The organism is Ferrovum sp. PN-J185, from assembly GCF_001581925.1.
Lineage (GTDB): Bacteria > Pseudomonadota > Gammaproteobacteria > Burkholderiales > Ferrovaceae > PN-J185.
Window position 1 is genome coordinate 599,101 of sequence record NZ_LQZA01000001.1, and the last position, 17,121, is coordinate 616,221.

17 protein-coding genes and 2 tRNA genes are annotated in these 17,121 nt (G+C 39.6%); 16 read left to right on the plus strand and 3 right to left on the minus strand.

Annotation, left to right across the window (positions count from 1 at the left end):
- Positions 1 to 3 precede the first annotated feature (3 nt).
- On the minus strand, positions 4 to 2,022 hold the full coding sequence (metG, locus tag FV185_RS02935; protein ID WP_067493381.1) for a methionine--tRNA ligase: 2,019 nt from the start codon (positions 2,020 to 2,022) through the stop codon (positions 4 to 6).
- A 113-nt stretch (positions 2,023 to 2,135) separates the two neighbouring features.
- Here metG and apbC point away from each other — a divergent pair, with 113 nt between their 5' ends.
- From apbC to FV185_RS02960, 5 genes are all read left to right on the plus strand, one after another.
- Positions 2,136 to 3,221, plus strand: a complete 1,086-nt coding sequence (apbC, locus tag FV185_RS02940) for an iron-sulfur cluster carrier protein ApbC (protein WP_067493383.1) — start codon at positions 2,136 to 2,138, stop codon at positions 3,219 to 3,221.
- A 15-nt stretch (positions 3,222 to 3,236) separates the two neighbouring features.
- Positions 3,237 to 3,803 (plus strand): dCTP deaminase, encoded by a 567-nt coding sequence (gene dcd / locus FV185_RS02945; RefSeq protein WP_067493385.1) that lies wholly within the window; start codon positions 3,237 to 3,239, stop codon positions 3,801 to 3,803.
- Between the two features lie 192 nt (positions 3,804 to 3,995).
- Positions 3,996 to 4,304, plus strand: a complete 309-nt coding sequence (locus tag FV185_RS02950) for a flagellar transcriptional regulator FlhD (protein ID WP_067493387.1) — start codon at positions 3,996 to 3,998, stop codon at positions 4,302 to 4,304.
- Positions 4,294 to 4,902: a FlhC family transcriptional regulator gene (locus FV185_RS02955; protein WP_067493388.1), complete on the plus strand. Its 609-nt coding sequence runs from the start codon at positions 4,294 to 4,296 to the stop codon at positions 4,900 to 4,902. Before FV185_RS02950 ends, FV185_RS02955 begins: the two co-directional genes overlap by 11 nt.
- Positions 4,903 to 5,088: 186 nt before the next feature.
- The gene (locus FV185_RS02960; RefSeq protein WP_067494228.1) at positions 5,089 to 5,976 is read left to right on the plus strand and encodes a DMT family transporter; all 888 of its coding nucleotides are present in this window, start codon (positions 5,089 to 5,091) and stop codon (positions 5,974 to 5,976) included.
- Positions 5,977 to 5,985: 9 nt separating this feature from the next.
- On the opposite strand, the gene ppk2 is transcribed toward FV185_RS02960, so the two are convergent.
- A complete protein-coding gene (gene ppk2 / locus FV185_RS02965) occupies positions 5,986 to 6,741 on the minus strand; it encodes a polyphosphate kinase 2 (RefSeq protein ID WP_067493390.1) in 756 nt (251 codons plus the stop codon).
- Between the two features lie 67 nt (positions 6,742 to 6,808).
- On the opposite strand from ppk2, the gene FV185_RS02970 reads away from it, so the two are divergent.
- The 11 genes from FV185_RS02970 (at position 6,809) to FV185_RS03020 (ending at position 16,309) form a co-directional block, all read left to right on the plus strand.
- Complete coding sequence (locus FV185_RS02970) at positions 6,809 to 7,525, plus strand: YceI family protein (protein WP_067493392.1); 717 nt, start codon at positions 6,809 to 6,811, stop codon at positions 7,523 to 7,525.
- Between the two features lie 29 nt (positions 7,526 to 7,554).
- Positions 7,555 to 8,049 carry a hypothetical protein gene (locus FV185_RS02975; RefSeq protein ID WP_067493394.1) on the plus strand — a complete coding sequence of 165 codons (495 nt, stop codon included), beginning with the start codon at positions 7,555 to 7,557 and terminating at the stop codon, positions 8,047 to 8,049.
- Between the two features lie 217 nt (positions 8,050 to 8,266).
- Positions 8,267 to 9,202 (plus strand): ubiquinol oxidase subunit II, encoded by a 936-nt coding sequence (gene cyoA, locus FV185_RS02980; protein WP_067493396.1) that lies wholly within the window; start codon positions 8,267 to 8,269, stop codon positions 9,200 to 9,202.
- Positions 9,203 to 9,215: 13 nt separating this feature from the next.
- Positions 9,216 to 11,240, plus strand: coding sequence for a cytochrome o ubiquinol oxidase subunit I (cyoB, locus tag FV185_RS02985; protein WP_067493398.1), 2,025 nt, complete (start codon positions 9,216 to 9,218; stop codon positions 11,238 to 11,240).
- A 4-nt stretch (positions 11,241 to 11,244) separates the two neighbouring features.
- Positions 11,245 to 11,853, plus strand: a complete 609-nt coding sequence (cyoC, locus tag FV185_RS02990; RefSeq protein WP_067493400.1) for a cytochrome o ubiquinol oxidase subunit III — start codon at positions 11,245 to 11,247, stop codon at positions 11,851 to 11,853.
- A 1-nt stretch (position 11,854) separates the two neighbouring features.
- Positions 11,855 to 12,187, plus strand: a complete 333-nt coding sequence (gene cyoD, locus FV185_RS02995) for a cytochrome o ubiquinol oxidase subunit IV (protein ID WP_067493402.1) — start codon at positions 11,855 to 11,857, stop codon at positions 12,185 to 12,187.
- A 9-nt stretch (positions 12,188 to 12,196) separates the two neighbouring features.
- On the plus strand, positions 12,197 to 13,159 hold the full coding sequence (cyoE, locus tag FV185_RS03000) for a heme o synthase (protein ID WP_067493405.1): 963 nt from the start codon (positions 12,197 to 12,199) through the stop codon (positions 13,157 to 13,159).
- 357 nt (positions 13,160 to 13,516) lie between these two features.
- Positions 13,517 to 13,789 (plus strand): HU family DNA-binding protein, encoded by a 273-nt coding sequence (locus tag FV185_RS03005; protein WP_067493407.1) that lies wholly within the window; start codon positions 13,517 to 13,519, stop codon positions 13,787 to 13,789.
- Between the two features lie 11 nt (positions 13,790 to 13,800).
- A tRNA-Val gene (locus tag FV185_RS03010) sits at positions 13,801 to 13,876 on the plus strand.
- An 11-nt stretch (positions 13,877 to 13,887) separates the two neighbouring features.
- A tRNA-Asp gene (locus FV185_RS03015) sits at positions 13,888 to 13,964 on the plus strand.
- A gap of 431 nt (positions 13,965 to 14,395) precedes the next feature.
- Positions 14,396 to 16,309 carry a SurA N-terminal domain-containing protein gene (locus tag FV185_RS03020; protein WP_067493409.1) on the plus strand — a complete coding sequence of 638 codons (1,914 nt, stop codon included), beginning with the start codon at positions 14,396 to 14,398 and terminating at the stop codon, positions 16,307 to 16,309.
- A 10-nt stretch (positions 16,310 to 16,319) separates the two neighbouring features.
- Here FV185_RS03020 and FV185_RS03025 read toward each other — a convergent pair whose 3' ends face one another.
- Positions 16,320 to 17,105 carry an enoyl-ACP reductase FabI gene (locus tag FV185_RS03025; RefSeq protein WP_067493410.1) on the minus strand — a complete coding sequence of 262 codons (786 nt, stop codon included), beginning with the start codon at positions 17,103 to 17,105 and terminating at the stop codon, positions 16,320 to 16,322.
- Positions 17,106 to 17,121 lie beyond the last annotated feature (16 nt).

Here is a 17,121-nt window from a genome sequence, read left to right on the forward strand (position 1 = left end):
TGGCTACTTGATTTTCATGCCAGGTTTCGCGCCACTGTCTGGACTCAACAGATAAATAGAGTTGCCATCACCTGCTGCAAGGACCATTCCTTGAGATTCACCAAAACGCATTTTTCGTGGCGCCAAATTAGCAACCATCACCGTTAATCGACCAATTAATTGGTCAATTTGGTATTGGCTTTTTATTCCGGCAAACACTGTACGTTGTTCAAAACCTAAATCAAGAGTAAGTTTCAGTAATTTATCAGCCTCAGGGATCTCCACAGCGTCAAGAATTTTAGCTACCCTTAAATCAATTTTACTAAAGTCATCAATACCAATGGTTTCAGATAAAGCGGCATACTGTGCTTGTTGGTTTTTCTTTTCTGTTAAATTATTTTTACTCTCATCAACCAAAGCTTCAATTTGTTTAGTATCAATGCGCGCTATCAAATGATGATATGGAAGAATTTCATGAGCTGTGAGTGCATATTTCTTATCAAGATGTTTCCAACTCAAAGGTGAGAGTTTTAAAAAGACTTCAATCTGTTGAATCAATTTGGGTAATACAGGCTTTAAATAGATGCTTAAACAGCGAAACATCTCTATACACGAACTGGATACTTGATGAAGTGTGGCGAGTCGAGACTCGTCCTTTGCCAGATCCCAGGGTTTTTGTTGATCAACATATTGGTTAGCAAGATCTGCTAAAGCCATAATCTCCCTGATTGCCTTAGCAAACTCTCGTTCTTCGTATAATTCTTTAATGTGAGTAGCTTCAGCATATAGTCGTTCAATAATGGGTAATGCCGTTTCATCAAATTGCAGAGCTAATTTACCGTCAAAACGTTTAGTAATAAAACCAGAGGTACGGCTCGCGATATTGATAAACTTTCCAACCAAGTCACTGTTTACCCGATTCATAAAGTCATCAAGGTTTAAATCGATATCATCCATAGAGCTATTCATTTTTGCAGCAAAATAATAGCGTAGATACTCGGCATTAAGATGTTTTAAATAACTCTGTGCTGTAATGAATGAACCACGGCTTTTCGACATTTTTTGGCCATTAACTGTTAAAAAGCCATGAACAAACAATTTTGTTGGAGTACGTAAATTAGCCGCATGCAGCATAGCTGGCCAAAAGAGTGAGTGAAAGTAGAGAATGTCTTTGCCAATGAAATGATAAAGCTCTGTGTCAGTATCTTTTTTCCAATACTGTTCAAAATCCAACCCCTTAGTGTCAGCCAGTTTTTTAAATGTACCAATGTATCCAATTGGTGCATCTAACCACACATAAAAGTATTTACCAGGGGCATCGGGTATTTCAAAACCGAAGTAAGGCTTATCACGTGATATGTCCCAATCGGTTAAGCCACTTTTAAACCATTCATTAAGTTTATTGGCGGCTTCCTCAGGAATGGTGCCAGAGTGTGTCCACTCGCGCAGAAAGTTCTCACATTCTTTTAGTTTGAAGAAATAGTGTTCAGAGGTCTTTTTAATTGGCGTGGCACCAGAAATGGCTGATACTGGATTAATTAATTCAGTTGGCGTATAGGAGGCACCACATACTTCACAGTTATCTCCATATTGATCTTTTGCATGACAGCGTGGGCACTCACCTTTAATAAAGCGGTCTGGCAAAAACATGGATTTTTCTGGATCAAACAGTTGTTCTATAGATCGCACTGCAATTAATCCTGCATTTTTTAAGCGTGTATAGATATCTTTCGCATAATGCTCTGTTTCAGGAGTGTGCGTGCTGTAGTAGAGATCGTGATCAATGAAAAAGCCAGCAAAATCTTTCATGTGTTCTTGGCGAGCTTTTTCAATCATTTGTTCAGGAGTAATACCTTGTTGGCTTGCGGCAAGCATGACTGGGGTACCATGTGTGTCATCTGCGCAAATATAATGCACAGTCTGTCCATTCATGCGTTGATGTCTTACCCAGATGTCTGTTTGGATATGTTCTACCATATGACCTAAATGAATACTGCCATTGGCATAGGGTAGGGCGCTGGTAACAATAATGGTTCTAGGCATAAAAATATCGATTTCTGCGTTAATTAAAACCTATAGTTTAACAAGGTCCTGAATATTTGCCATATTAGGACTATAATAGTCCTCTTTTAAACGTGATTATTAGGTAATGTTCCATGGATAAACAGCGTATTGAGACACTCTTAAATGGTTTAACAGACCCCTTTACTTTAAAAACATTTGGCCAAGAAAAAGCCATTAAATTGATTGAGTTAACTGATCAAGCTGTCAAAATTACTTTAGAAGTTGGCTATCCTGCTAAACACTTAACAGAGCAGTTAACCCAATTAGTAGCAACTGCGCTAAAAACCCTTCCAGAGTTGCCACAAGCGCATATTAATGTGACCTGGAAAATCGCTGCTCATACTGTTCAAGGGGCGTTAAAGCCATTGGAAGGTATTAAAAATATTATTGCTATTGCCTCAGGTAAGGGTGGGGTAGGTAAGTCCACCACGGCCGTTAATATTGCTTTAGCTCTGCAAGATGAAGGAGCGCGCGTGGCTATACTTGATGCTGATATTTATGGCCCATCGCAGCCAATGATGCTGGGTATTGATGACAAACCCTCAAGTAGTGAAGATGGACGTCGTATGCGCCCGTTAGAGAATTATGGCTTACAAACAATGTCTGTGGGCTATTTAATCGACTCAGATCAGCCCATGGTGTGGCGTGGTCCGATGGTGACTCAGGCATTAGAGCAACTCATTCGTGATACAGCTTGGGATAATGTTGATTATCTTATTGTTGATATGCCTCCTGGTACGGGTGATGTGCAATTGACTCTAGCGCAAAAAGTACCCGTCACAGGAGCGGTAATTGTTACTACTCCCCAAGATATTGCTCTATTAGATGCCAGAAAGGGGTATCGTATGTTTGAAAAAGTAGGGGTACCTATTTTTGGTGTGGTAGAAAACATGAGCACACACCGTTGTAGTCAATGTGGTCATGAAGAACATATCTTTGGAGCCGGTGGTGCTGATAAAATGGTAAAGGATTTTGGTACTGAGTTATTAGGTTCATTGCCGCTTGATATTCGTATCCGTCAGCAAACTGATGCAGGTAAACCTTCAGTAGTGGCTGACCCACTGGGAGATATTGCTCAAAATTATCGTGCGATAGCAAGAAAAATTGCAGTTAAAATTGCCCAAAAAGCCGAAGATCGCAGTGCTAAATTTCCTAAAATTGTGATTCAAAAAACCTAAAGAGAGTACTGAGTGATGAGTATTAAATCAGATCGTTGGATCAAACGCATGGCTGAAGATCATGGCATGATTGAACCATATGAACCGAATCAAGTAAAAGAAGTAAATGGCCAGAGAATTGTTTCTTATGGCACATCAAGCTATGGCTATGATATTCGTTGTTCAGATGAATTTAAACTGTTTACAAATATCAACTCAACTATAGTAGATCCTAAGAACTTTGATGCTAACTCATTCGTCGACGTCAAAGCGCCTGTGTGTATTATTCCGCCAAACTCTTTTGCTTTAGCAAGAACAGTTGAATATTTTAGAATCCCCAGAAATGTCTTAACTGTCTGTTTAGGAAAGTCGACCTATGCGCGGTGCGGCATTATTGTTAATGTTACGCCCTTTGAGCCTGAATGGGAGGGATATGTCACTCTAGAATTTTCAAATACCACTCCACTGCCAGCAAAAATATATGCAAACGAAGGGGTGGCTCAGGTTCTCTTTTTTGAATCCGATGAAGTATGTGAAGTATCTTATAAAGATCGCGGTGGAAAATACCAAGGTCAACGTGGTGTTACTTTGCCTAAGATTTGAGTTTTGTCTTTAATGTCATATCTCTATAGGATTGTTGTCGTGACTTACACTGATAACAATCCTATTTTTGTATTCTCTTGTCGCTCTTAGACTTCTTTTCTTTAGTTTTCTTTTTTATATCGACAATTTGTTGTTTTTTCTTAATCAGTAATTGTTAGAGTCATTGAACACTATAACAATGAGGAGAGAGACATGGATGGTCATGAACGTTCAATGGTAGAACTCAATACAGAGATGCTAAGTCTTGCTCGTGAAATGCTACGCCAGAATTATGAACGGGCTTTATATGAATTAGGAATTCATCGAGATGTTGCCAGTACTATTCTAAAGTTGTCAGTGAAAGAGATTCGTCAATTAACCTCAACTCCCGTATTGCTAGTGGGTTTACGTTGGAAAAACCCCAAAGTTTGGCAGGAATTAAGTCTCTATGCATCAGGTGAGTCCATTGCATTGGCACAAGCCATGTTAATCGGTGAAAAGGAGATGCGTCATGGCTTCTAATCGAGAATTAAACATAGAATTGGGCCGTTATCAAACAGCGCAGCAATTATTTTCTGTGGGTGCTCGTGTTCCGATAGTCAGAGAGCTCACTCAACTTTCTCCCTGGTTATTGCGTAAGTTTTATGTAGATACAACAGGTGAAAAACCATCACGAGGTCCTATTCCTTCCTCAGTAGAGTGGTATTTAACAGGAATTAACCACTTACAATCTTCTTTATTTTTACAGTATTACCAAAGTGTACAAGTCGATGAGGGTGAAGTGAATGCAAGCTACTTACTGTTGGCTTACCAAATGTGGCGTTCCAGCTGGGCTTTAACTCAATTAAAAAGTACATTGAGTTTCGATAGAGCATGGTGGTTAATTAAATTAATTCGATCTGATTTAATAAAAGGGCAAGCATGCCGAGTGTGTCGCGGTATTTATATTGTCGGACTCAAACGACTTGGGACCTATCGTTGTCCCAGGTGTTTTAAAAGTACTTTAAACTATGGGCCGAGAAAAAAGCAGTTTGATTACTTGCCGCCACGAGAAAAATCATCTAACTCGGTATCTTCTATGGCGTACATCTCATCCAGTGAATCGTCATCTGTATCGTAACGTTCCTCACTAGGAGCAATGTCCGGATTGAGGGTAATTGTTTGACTCTCTGCTCCACTGAGCAACATATTATTAGTTTGTATCTCTTTTTTCATAATTTTTATTTTTTCAAACTTTTGTGACAAATTAATGACATTAACAAAACAAAAAAATGTTAATATTTTTTATTTTCTACAGTATCCGACTATGACACAACGTTCTTGGTTCCCTATTTTGGCTCTGGTTTTGCTATCAAGTATTTGGGGCTATACATGGGTTTTAGCAAAACAAGCATTGAGTCTTGCCCCTCCTTTTGCTTTTGCTGCACAACGTTGTATTGGTGGGGCTCTCGCTTTATTTGTTTTACTCAAATTAACCAATAGACCGCTAAAATGTGCAGAACCCAAGGCCACAATGTGGATTGGTTTGGTACAAGTGGCGGGTTTTATGGCACTACAAACTTGGGCTTTAGTTGAGGGAGGACCTGGAAAAACATCAGTGCTGATTTTTACCATGCCAATTTGGACATTGTTGTTGGCCCGCGTGTTTTTAGGTGAAGTGGTTAAAGGAGTGCAGTGGGTTGCAGCCATACTGACTCTAGTGGGTCTGATTTTTATTATTGAACCTTGGAATATGCATGCCTCTGCACTAAGTAAATTATTAGGCATTCTTGCAGCGGTGTGCTGGTCTGTGGGAACGATACAGGTCAAACTTTTAAGACAAAAAAGTCAAGTGGATTTAATTAATTTGACCACCTGGCAGATGGTTGTAGGGGCGGTTCCATTAACTCTTTTAGCAGTACTTGTGCCTGAAGGATCAACGCAGTGGTCGGCACATTATATTTATTTGTTGGTGTTTATGTCAGTTACTAGTACTGGACTGTGTTGGTGGTTATGGATTTATATTTTAGATCGTGTACCGGCATGGGAGGCAAGTCTTTCAGTGCTAGGTACCCCAGTGATTGCTATTCTTTCATCACGTTTCATTTTGAATGAGGCATTCAAAGTAGTGGAAATTACAGGCATACTCATGATTGGCATTGGATTATCTTTATTGTCTTTTATTGGTTGGTTAACTTCTCGCAGACAAGCATGATACTGCGTATTAGTTGTTGAGTATTAGTGGTTGTCCAATTGTCCACTCTTTAACAACATTCGGATCTGTTAAAAGGAGTGCATGCGCTTTACCTGGGTAATCTAACGTCCTTAAGATATGGCGAATCAGATTAAGTCGTGCGCTTTTTTTGTCATCAGAGTCAATAACAGTCCAAGGAGCCATTTCATGATGAGTGCGTGAGAGCATGATGTCGCGTGCTTTACTGTATTCTTTCCACTTACTAATGGCAATATCATCAATAGGACTCACTTTCCATTGTTTTAATGGATTAGTGTGCCTTTCCTTCATTCTTCTCTCTTGCTCTTCTTTGGAAATATTTAAATAGTATTTTAAGATTTTTATTCCAGAGCGAACTAACATGGTTTCAAATTCGGGGGCGGTTTTAAGAAACTCTTCATACTGTTGATCGGTACAAAAGCCCATTACAGGTTCTACTCCCGCACGGTTATACCAACTACGATTAAAGATGACAAATTCTGCCGGTCCCGGTAAATGCGACACATAACGCTGGAAATACCATTGTTTTTCTTCGCGATCTGAAGGTTTAGGTAGGGCTACCACCCGCGTATCGCGAGGACTTAAGTGCTCAATAATACGCTTAATGGCGCCGTCTTTACCTGCTGCATCGCGACCTTCTAGGATAACCAATATTTTTTCATTGCTTTTTATAAGATGGCGTTGAAACTTAACCAGCTCTATTTGTAATTCTTTCAATTTTTCTTCGTAATGATGATTATCATTCATAATAGGATTAATGAGCTTATGATTAGAAAGATAAAATCATAATACGCTAATTTAGAGGTTAGGAATTATGCGCTTTTTACTATTTGTTGTTGTGTTTGTTTTGTCGGGATGCGGCTCTGTTAACAATAATACTGATACGTCGCACTCATCAGGTTATCAAGGTCAGGGAAAACAAGAGTTTTCCGCTCAGCCTTATAAACGGTGGCAGCAATCTTGGGACCATGTATTGTGGGTTGATGCCACTCATTCAACAATCATCATTAGTGTATTTAAGGCGGGAACTCTAGCAAGAATAGGGCATGACCACGTGGTTGTGGTTCATGATTTAAAAGGGGCGATAGACGAAAGCAAAGGAATTGGCGATTTTAGCTTTTTGCTTACTAATATGGCTGTAGATGAACCTTACTACAGACAGCTTATGCATTTACCCCCAGGTATTTCAAAGAGCGCAAGAGAAGGGACGCGCAATAATATGCTTAATAAGGTACTGTTCGCTGATCAGTATCCTGTTGTAACACTTCACGCACAGATACTTAAAGACAATCCTGGTTATGTGGGCTTAACGATTAATTTGCATGGCGTAACGCAAAAGAAAATAATTGCCTACCAGAAAATCAAGCAAAATGGTCATATTCACATAACAGGAGAGGCAGTATTGACGCAAACTCAGTTTGGAATCAAACCATTCTCAGTACTCTCAGGCGCGCTTCAAGTAAAAAATCAAATAAATATTCAATTTAATATTGAAATATTGGAACAAAAAATCAATAATACTATCTATTAGACATGGTTTAGTCTTTCGGAGTGAAAATTATGAACAGAATTGTGAAAACTTCAGTTTCTGCTCTTTTAGGTTTGTGTTTTTATTCAGCTGTAAATGCAGCGTCCGCTAGTCAGCAAGTTTTTAATCAGGATCCTAATCAAGTTGCTCTGCAGCAATCCATCAACAATCTCAAGCAAGACCTTCATCTAAGACCTTATCAAAATGCCATGTGGGACATGTGGTCACAAAGTATGATTGAACTTAGTCAAGTTCCGCAAGTCAATCAAGACAACAAGTTAAAGGTTGATAACTCCCATTTAATTCAAACACAGATTGATGTGTTGGATGATTTTGAAAGAAGAGCGCATTATGCTCTCGCCAGGACCCAGTTGTTTTTAGGTGACTTAGATGCTGCGCAGCAACATAAAGTAGTGGCGTTTTGGAAAAACTCGATGCCTGCTTATCAACTATTACCTCATTCCTCACCTTTTAATTTAGAGGATGTGGTAGGTGTAACAGGATGCGATATGCACTGCGTTAGATAAATTACAGCATTCACTTATAACAACAACAATAAGTGGTTAGGTAGTACTTTCAAGGGGGTAGTTTAACTACCCCTTTTTTATTGGATTTGATAGGCGAAATAATGGATGTATAAGTTTTTCTTAAGAAAAAAAGAATATTCATTCACAAATTGTTACCCATTATTTTGCGCTGCGGGATTAGAATAAGTTTAATTTTGCCTAAAGGATGTGTAAGAAAATGAGAAAATTGATTCCTTGGATGATGGGGTTAGTCATTAACCTGCTTTACACCTCTGCCTTTGCAGATCAAGGTGGTTTTTGGGGGAGTAACTGGGCTGTTTTAGATCCAAAGGGACCTGTTGCTGCGGCTGAAAAACATTTAATTCTCACGGCCTTTGGCTTAATGCTGATTGTTGTCATTCCTGTTATTGTCATGACAATTGCCTTTGCTTGGCACTATAGAGCTGACAATAAGGCGGCAAAATATGACCCTAAGTGGGACAATTCTCACACTATTGAGTGGATTGTTTGGAGTGTACCTGCGGTCATTATTCTGGTTTTAGGCACGATTGTTTGGCAAACAAGCCATGAATTAAGTCCTGAAAAACCTATTGCTAGTACCAATAAAACCCTAGAAGTTGAAGTGGTATCCATGGACTGGAAGTGGCTATTTATTTATCCAGAACAGGGTGTGGCTTCGGTGAATGATTTGGTTATTCCTGCTAACACACCGGTTCACTTCAAAATCACCTCAGATTCAGTGATGAATTCTTTCTTCATTCCCCAGCTAGGCGGTCAGATTTACGCTATGGCTGGTATGCAGACCAATTTAAACTTGTTTGCTAATGAAACAGGGGTATATCGAGGAATGGATGCGATGTTTAATGGTGAGGGCTTCTCCGGTATGAGTTTCCCCGTCACAGTCGCCACCAACGATCAGTTTAACAACTGGATTAACCAAGTTCATGCTGAGAAAACCGATTTAAACGTGACTCAGTTGCGCTCACTAGAAGTGCCTAGCGATCACGTTAAACCCATTCATTTTGCAACTGTAACGCCTTATCTTTTTGAGAGTGTCATTATGAAATACATGGGTAATGACGCTTCTACATTAAAAGCTATGGCAAGTTATTGCTCACCAAACCGCTTGGTGAATTTGGCACAAGGTCACTAAAGGAAATAAAACTATGACAACATCTGCTTTATTTGGACGCTTAACTCTTGATGCTATACCCTATCAAAACCCTATTATTATGGGTACTGTAGGAACAGTAACAGTTCTTGGAGTGTTACTGGTGGCGTGGCTGACATATCAACGTCGCTGGGCTTACCTATGGAATGAATGGTTTACTAGCGTAGACCACAAACGTATTGGTGTTATGTACATTATTTTTTCAGTGATTATGATGCTTCGCGGTTTTGCTGACGCGATCATGATGAGAACTCACCAGGCTCTTGCCCAAGGTATGGGGCAGGGCTATTTGCCACCCGAACACTATGACCAAATCTTTAGTGCACACGGCACTATTATGATTATCTTTGTTGCCATGCCATTTTTTATCGGCTTGATGAATTTCGTGGTACCCCTACAGATTGGTGCGCGCGACGTAGCCTATCCGTTTCTAAATTCAGTGAGTTTCTGGCTGACTGTAGCAAGCGGGTTATTAGTTATGGTTTCTTTGGCTGTCGGTGATTTTTCCCAAGCTGGCTGGTCAGGTTATCCTCCTTACTCTGAATTAAAATTCAGTCCCTCCACTGGGGTTGATTATTGGATGTGGAGCCTTCAGTTGGGCGGTATTGGTACGTTGGTTACTGGGATTAATTTCTTCGTCACTATTCTAAGAATGCGTGCGCCTGGAATGTCCTTAATGAAAATGCCCATTTTTACTTGGACTATTTTCGTGACCACAGTATTAATTATGTTCTCTTTCCCCGTACTGACAGTCACACTGGCACTGTTAGCAATGGATCGTTATTTTGATATGCATTTCTTTACCAATGATTTTGGTGGTAATCAAATGATGTTCGCTAATCTTTTCTGGATTTGGGGCCATCCTGAAGTGTATATCGTTGTATTACCTGCTTTTGGTATTTTTTCAGAGGTGGTGTCTACTTTCTCCAAGAAAAGACTATTTGGCTATGCGTCAATGGTTTACGCCACTATTGCCATTGCAATTCTTTCTTTCGTAGTGTGGCTACACCACTTCTTTACCATGGGTTCTGGAGCTAACGTAAATGCGTTTTTTGGTATCGCGACGATGATCATTGCAGTGCCAACAGGAGTAAAAGTATTTAACTGGTTATTTACTATGTATCGTGGACGTATTGAGTTCACTACAGCCATGATGTGGAGTATTGGATTCATTATTACTTTTGCTGTTGGCGGGATGACCGGTGTTTTACTGGCAGTTCCTGGTGCGGACTTTATGTTACACAACAGTGAGTTTTTAGTTGCCCACTTCCATAACATGTTAATACCAGGTGCATTATTTGGTTATTTTGCAGGTTATAATTTCTGGTTTCCCAAAATGTTCGGTTTCCGTTTGGATGAGAAATGGGGTAAACGTTCTTTCTGGTCATGGTTAGTTGGTTTTTACTTGGCTTTCATGCCCTTGTACGCCTTAGGTTTCATGGGTATGCCACGCCGTATGTCTCATTACGATAACCCATACTGGCAGCCTTACTTGATTGTGGCTTTATTAGGAACATTCCTCATTGCCTTTGGTATTTTCAGTCAAATCATGCAGCTGGCAGTTAGTATTCGTCAGAGACACGCTTTACGTGATAGAACTGGGGATATTTGGGGCAGTCATTCATTAGAATGGTCTATTCCATCACCACCTGCCTTTTACAACTTTGCTAAAACGCCAGTTGTTGAAGATTTGTATGCTTTCACCTACATGAAAGAAAATGGAATTAATCCACGTGCAACCGCTCCTTTTGCACCTATCCATATGCCACGTAATTCTTCAATTGGAGTCTTTCTTGGCTTATTTACCTTTACTTTAGGTTTTGGTCTGGTCTGGCATATGTGGTGGCTTGTGGTTGGTTCATTGTTCGCTATTTTGTCCTTACTAGTAATGCGTTCAAGTGATGACAATGTGGATTATGAACTTTCTCCACAGCAAGTTGCTGTCTATGAAGCTGAGGCATATCAATCAGCAAATCAAGCCACAGAGCAGCATTCAGCTGATCTAGCAACTCAAGGATAATGTTATGTCAGATACTACTTTAGAAAACCATCACGGCCATGCAGAGCATGGCCATAGTCCTCTAGATAACCAATTATTTGGTTTCTGGTTATATCTTATGACGGACTGTATTTTGTTTGCCTCTTTGTTTGCTACCTTCGTTGTGTTGAGAAACAACAATGCAGGTGGCCCAACTGGGCATGAAATCTTTGAACTACGTTACGTTTTCCTAGAAACAATGTTGCTTTTGTTCTCCAGCTTTTTTAATGGCTTTGCCATGATTAATTTGTCACAGAACAAAGTTCGGCAAACTGTTCAATGGCTAATCCCAACGGCTATTTTTGGTTTGGGGTTTGTCTTAATGGAAATCAATGAATTTAGCCGCTTGGTTATTGAGGGTAACGGGCCAGATCGCAGTGGTTTTCTATCAGGCTTTTTTGGTTTGGTTGGTACCCACGGTTTACACGTATCAGTAGGACTGATCTGGATGACAGTAATGATTGTTCAGTTGCTCCAGAAAGGGATTACCCCCGGTGTTCGCTCAAGACTTTTACGTTTAAGCCTCTTTTGGCACTTTCTTGATGTGGTTTGGATCGGTGTATTTACCGTGGTTTATTTAATGGGAGTAATGTGAAATGTCTCATAGCGATACACATCACGAAGTTCATCACTTATCCGCTAAGTCCTATGTGGTTGGATTTAGCTTATCAATGCTGTTAACTTTCGCTGCCTTTGGTGCAGTGATGTCTGGTGCACTTAAAGGTGTAGCGGAGATTGTTACTGTCGTCATTTGTGCAGTGTTACAAATATATGTACAGTTACGCTACTTCCTTCATTTAGATGGCAGCTCAGAACAACGTTGGAATGTGATGTCTTTTATCTACACCCTAGTTATTATTGCCTTACTGGTAGTTGGATCCTTATGGATTATGTACAACATGCATAATCTTATGATGCCCGGCGCTTAAGGAAACACGGTGTTACTAAAAGACCTATTAACCCTCACCAAACCTGGGATTATTTTAGGTAATCTTGTCTCAGCTACAGGGGCTTTTTTTCTAGGAACAGGGGGGACAATGCACCCCCTGTTGTTTTGTTTGACCCTATTAGGATTGTCCTTGTTAATTGCAGGTGGTTGCGTTTACAACAACTGTATAGATCGTGATATTGACTCACTAATGGAGCGAACTAAAAATCGTCCTTTGGTACAAGGTAGGGTATCACTTTTTACAGCGTTGATTTTTGCTACTGTATTAAGTTCTTTAGGACTTTATATTTTATATAGTCTTGCAGGTCTGATTGGTTTTGCTCTTGCATTGTTTGGTTTATTAGCCTACGTTGTGTTATACAGCTTATGGCTAAAAAGAACTCAATGGGGTACTTGGGGTGGTAGTATTTCAGGTGCCATGCCACCACTTATAGCCTATGCATGTGCAACGCGTTCGCTAGACATTACCGCTTTAGTTTTATTTCTAATGTATTGCTTATGGCAAATTCCACACGCACAAGCTTTAGGTATTCTGCATTTAAAGGATTATCAAAAAGCTAAGATTCCAGTGGTGTCTGAAGGCGAGTGGGGGATAAATCGAATTAAATACATGACTCCCTGGTACGTTGCTTTGTTTTGCTTATTGAGTATTTCATTATTCTTCACTCATCGTGTTGGCGTTATTTACTTAGTTAGTGTTCTTTTTATGTCTGTCTTGTGGGTTAGGGCTAGTGTTGTTAAGCGTGAATTACTTCCTCACCGTAGTTGGGCTAAAAAGTCATTTATTTATTCACTCTACATGGTGATGCTACTGAGCTTCATGATGTCTTTAGATGTTAAAGAAATAAATACCGCCCAGTTTGATCAACAAGCTAGTATTAATACTGTGTCTCTGCCTGGGCATGAATTATGGCTTGCTTGGCTTAATTTGAATCCTTCCTCTGAAAAGTAAAGTTTTTTTGTTCACCCTGTTTTCTCAATTAGTACAATTATTTTTTCTTTTCTATCGAATTGCTTCATATAAGTAGCTCTTATTTTGTTTTTATATTTTTCTAAAATCTATTATTAAATTGCTAGATAAATAAGTACTTTCAAAGGAAAAATCAATTATTTGTTGTATGTGTACTATATGTTTTTTTTAAAATTACGTATTTATGCGCAATTTAAGCTACTTTTTTTAAAAATCAATTGACAATATTTCAATACCCTTTTATAAAGTAGGGGTACGCTCAATACGTATATAAAAAATGATTTAAATAGTATTAATTTTTATTAATCTCTAAAATTTTAAACAAGAAGGGGAAATCAGGTGAATAAGACAGAATTAATCGATCACATTGCAGATGCTGCTGATATTTCTAAAGCTGCTGCTGGACGCGCGTTAGATGGCGCTATTGCTGCTATTAGAACTTCATTGAAAAAAGGTGGACAGGTTACTTTAGTTGGTTTTGGAACCTTTTATGTAGGAAAACGTGCTGCTCGTACAGGTCGTAATCCACGTACTGGTGCAGCAATTAAAATCAAAGCTGCAAAAGTTCCTAAGTTTAGGGCTGGTAAAGCGCTCAAAGATGCGTTAAACTAGTAGACTTTGCTGGGTGCTTAGCTCAGTTGGTAGAGCGTCGCCCTTACAAGGCGAATGTCGGGGGTTCGAGTCCCTCAGCACCCACCAGCAAATTTTAAGGAGTGGTAGTTCAGTTGGTTAGAATACCGGCCTGTCACGCCGGGGGTCGCGGGTTCGAGTCCCGTCCACTCCGCCAAAATTTAAAAGGTTCGCATATGCGGACCTTTTTTCTTTTTACAGTTATCTAACGTAGTGATTCCTCTTGGTAAAAAAGCATTAGGGTGTTCCCATGGTTTGTAGTACTAATACTTGTAATAGCCTCTTAGGAATTATCATACGAAGTCCATTGGTATCAAGGTAGAAAAATACTATCTACCAATAATCTGAAAACGTTATTCACGGTATATGGCAGATCAACTGGCTACGACAGTGATCATTCTGTGAGAAATTCGTTTTAATACAGAAAAAAGTCAGTCTAGTAATTGAGTGTCAATTGATAGTTATTAGTTAATTGATAACTATCATACAGTCAGCGCTACTCATTGAAGGTACATTGCTAGTACTCATATCTAACGTTATACTAACTCGGTTAAAATGCTGACCAAATACTATTAGATTGGATAAATCATGTTGTTAGAAAAATTTAGAGACTTGTCTCAAACTTGGGTTGCTAAAGTGTTACTTGCCCTTATTATGGTCCCTTTTGCTTTGTTTGGAATTAATTATTACTTTAACCAAGGAAGCTCTGGTGCAGATGTTGTGGCAAAAGTAGCTGGTCAATCCATCACGCTCACAGAATTTAATCAAACGCTAAAAAATCAAATTGAACAATTAGGACAAAATGCTACCGATGCGGATAGTCAACAACTGAGATTCTCAGTGTTACAAGCATTAGCAGTCAGACATGTGATGCAAGGTTATGCTAAAGACATTCATCTTGAGGCACCTAATCAGATGCTTGCCAATGAAATTGCACAAATTCCTTATTTCCAGGATAACGGTCGGTTTTCTCAAAAAAAATATGAATCATTACTTGCACAGAGAGGCATGACCCCTGTCACATTTGAGAATGCTCTTCGTGGCGATCTTGCTGTTGGTTTGGTCAAAGATACCTTTAGTGCAACTCAATGGGTGCCACAAACCTCAGTTGCAGCTTTTATACGTCTGACAGGACAACAACGCATTTTTTCTACAACAGAATTAACAGTTAATCAGTTGGACAAAGTTCCGCAAGTCTCCGATGAGCAAGTAAAAAAATACTATGACTCACATAAAGAACAGTTTCAAGTTCCAGAGCAAGTGAAAGTTGATTATGTGGTGTTATCACTGGCTGATGCGGAACATGACATTCCTGTCTCTAATCAAGACATTGAGCGCGCTTATCATGACCCAGCAAATCAACAACGATGGCAAACTAAAGAGAGTAGAAGAGTGAGTCATATTCTTTTTGCTGTTCCCCAAGGAGCCAGTGCCACTGAAAAAGAAAAGCAACTCGATAAAGCCAAAAAAATGGTGGCTTTTTTAAGAGCGCATCCTAAAGAGTTTGGTAAAATTGCTAAGGAGCAGTCACAGGACCCTATCTCCGCAAAGCAAGGTGGCGATCTTGGCTTTTTTAGTCAGGGCACAATGGTGGCACAGTTTGATAAAGCTGCATTTAGCCTAAAACTGAATACCATCTCTGATCCTGTTGAAACACCTTATGGTTTTCATATTCTTGAAGTGACTGCTATCAAACCACAGAAGATTGAATCGTTGGCCGAAGCGACCCCTGTACTGACAGAAGAGCTAAAAAAAGAACACGCGCAAAAACAATTTAGTGAAATGGCAGATCAATTTAGTAATTTGGTCTATGAACAATCCACTACTCTTAAACCGGTGGTTGATAAGTTTAAATTAAAAGTTATGTCATCTGACTGGCTAAGCCCTTTTGGTGCTAAAGATGCTCCACAGTATCTCAATAATCCCAAATTACTTAAAGCAATCTTTAATTCAGAAAGTGTTAAAGATGCCCGTAATACCCAAGCTATTGAGGTGGCTCCTAACGTGTTGGTTGCAGCAAGAGTCACTGCCCATCAAAACGCTCATGATCGTTCTTTAGATGAGCTTAAAAGCACTATAAAAGCCATGTTAGAACGAGATGAAACGCAGAAGTCTTTAGCTCAATTGGGGCAAAGCTACGTAGAGCAGTTAAACAAAGGGCAAACAGTGAATATAAAATGGTCATCTGCTTCAACTTTAACCAGAGCTGAGGCAGTAAACAATCTCCCCAGTAATGTTGTTAAGTTGATCTACTCAGCCCCTGTGAATCACTTTCCTTATTATTTTGGTGCAGCCACAGACAAGGGATATACAATTGTTCAATTAAATGGTGTGAAGTATGAAGAGACGCCAACAAAACAGCAAATTGAACAAACTACTGCTGCGTTAGACAAAAATTATTCAGAAGGTATTGTAGAATCCTTTATTGATGGGGTGGAAAGCAAGAAACCACTGCGTATTATCAACAAAACCATTTTAAATACGCAGCGTAATCCGTCTTAGATAAGGTTCTTTATTCAGCCATACCAGGTATGGTTGAGAAGAATCCCCCATCAACGTGAACAACTTCTCCTGTAATCCCTAAGGCGAGATCGCTGCATAAAAAGGCAGCGGTATTGCCTACATCCTCAATGGTAACGTTACGTTTCAATGGTGCATTGGCTTCCACATAGTTGAGGATTTTATTAAAGTCGCCAATACCCGCAGCAGCTAAGGTCTTGATTGGTCCGGCAGAAATGGCATTAACGCGTATTCCATGTGCACCAAGACTGTGTGCCATGTAGCGTACATTGGCTTCTAAACTTGCTTTAGCGAGCCCCATCACATTGTAATTCACAATGGATTTTTCAGCGCCGAGATAGGAGAGGGTGACCAGCGCACCTTGACGATTTTTCATGAGAGGAAGTCCTGCTTTTGCTAAAGCCGTAAAACTGTAGGAGCTAATATCATGAGCAATACGGAAACTTTCTCGATTGACGCATTCTAAGTAATCACCAGATAATGATTCACGAGGGGCAAAGGCGATGGAGTGGACAATCACATCTAAACCATCCCAATGCGTACTGAGTGTGCTGAACATGTTTTCAATATCTTGATCTTGTGACACATCACAGGGTAGAACGATGGAAATATTTAACTCTTTAGCGAGTTTTTCAACACGCTCACGTACAGCATCACCTTGATAGGTAAGGGCTATTTCAGCGCCTTCACGTTGCATGGATTTAGCAATACCCCAAGCAATTGAGCGATTACTTAATAGACCAGTAATTAAAACTTTTTTATTTTGTAGAAATCCCATGAAACCTCCTTATACA

What these genes read in the sequence shown, in the direction of transcription:
- metG (WP_067493381.1), bottom strand. Translation starts at nt 2,022, where the DNA reads ATGCCTAGAACCATTATTGTTACCAGCGCCCTACCCTATGCCAATGGC.
- apbC (WP_067493383.1), top strand. Translation starts at nt 2,136, where the DNA reads ATGGATAAACAGCGTATTGAGACACTCTTAAATGGTTTAACAGACCCC.
- dcd (WP_067493385.1), top strand. Translation starts at nt 3,237, where the DNA reads ATGAGTATTAAATCAGATCGTTGGATCAAACGCATGGCTGAAGATCAT.
- FV185_RS02950 (WP_067493387.1), top strand. Translation starts at nt 3,996, where the DNA reads ATGGATGGTCATGAACGTTCAATGGTAGAACTCAATACAGAGATGCTA.
- FV185_RS02955 (WP_067493388.1), top strand. Translation starts at nt 4,294, where the DNA reads ATGGCTTCTAATCGAGAATTAAACATAGAATTGGGCCGTTATCAAACA.
- FV185_RS02960 (WP_067494228.1), top strand. Translation starts at nt 5,089, where the DNA reads ATGACACAACGTTCTTGGTTCCCTATTTTGGCTCTGGTTTTGCTATCA.
- ppk2 (WP_067493390.1), bottom strand. Translation starts at nt 6,741, where the DNA reads ATGAATGATAATCATCATTACGAAGAAAAATTGAAAGAATTACAAATA.
- FV185_RS02970 (WP_067493392.1), top strand. Translation starts at nt 6,809, where the DNA reads ATGCGCTTTTTACTATTTGTTGTTGTGTTTGTTTTGTCGGGATGCGGC.
- FV185_RS02975 (WP_067493394.1), top strand. Translation starts at nt 7,555, where the DNA reads ATGAACAGAATTGTGAAAACTTCAGTTTCTGCTCTTTTAGGTTTGTGT.
- cyoA (WP_067493396.1), top strand. Translation starts at nt 8,267, where the DNA reads ATGAGAAAATTGATTCCTTGGATGATGGGGTTAGTCATTAACCTGCTT.
- cyoB (WP_067493398.1), top strand. Translation starts at nt 9,216, where the DNA reads ATGACAACATCTGCTTTATTTGGACGCTTAACTCTTGATGCTATACCC.
- cyoC (WP_067493400.1), top strand. Translation starts at nt 11,245, where the DNA reads ATGTCAGATACTACTTTAGAAAACCATCACGGCCATGCAGAGCATGGC.
- cyoD (WP_067493402.1), top strand. Translation starts at nt 11,855, where the DNA reads ATGTCTCATAGCGATACACATCACGAAGTTCATCACTTATCCGCTAAG.
- FV185_RS03020 (WP_067493409.1), top strand. Translation starts at nt 14,396, where the DNA reads ATGTTGTTAGAAAAATTTAGAGACTTGTCTCAAACTTGGGTTGCTAAA.
- FV185_RS03025 (WP_067493410.1), bottom strand. Translation starts at nt 17,105, where the DNA reads ATGGGATTTCTACAAAATAAAAAAGTTTTAATTACTGGTCTATTAAGT.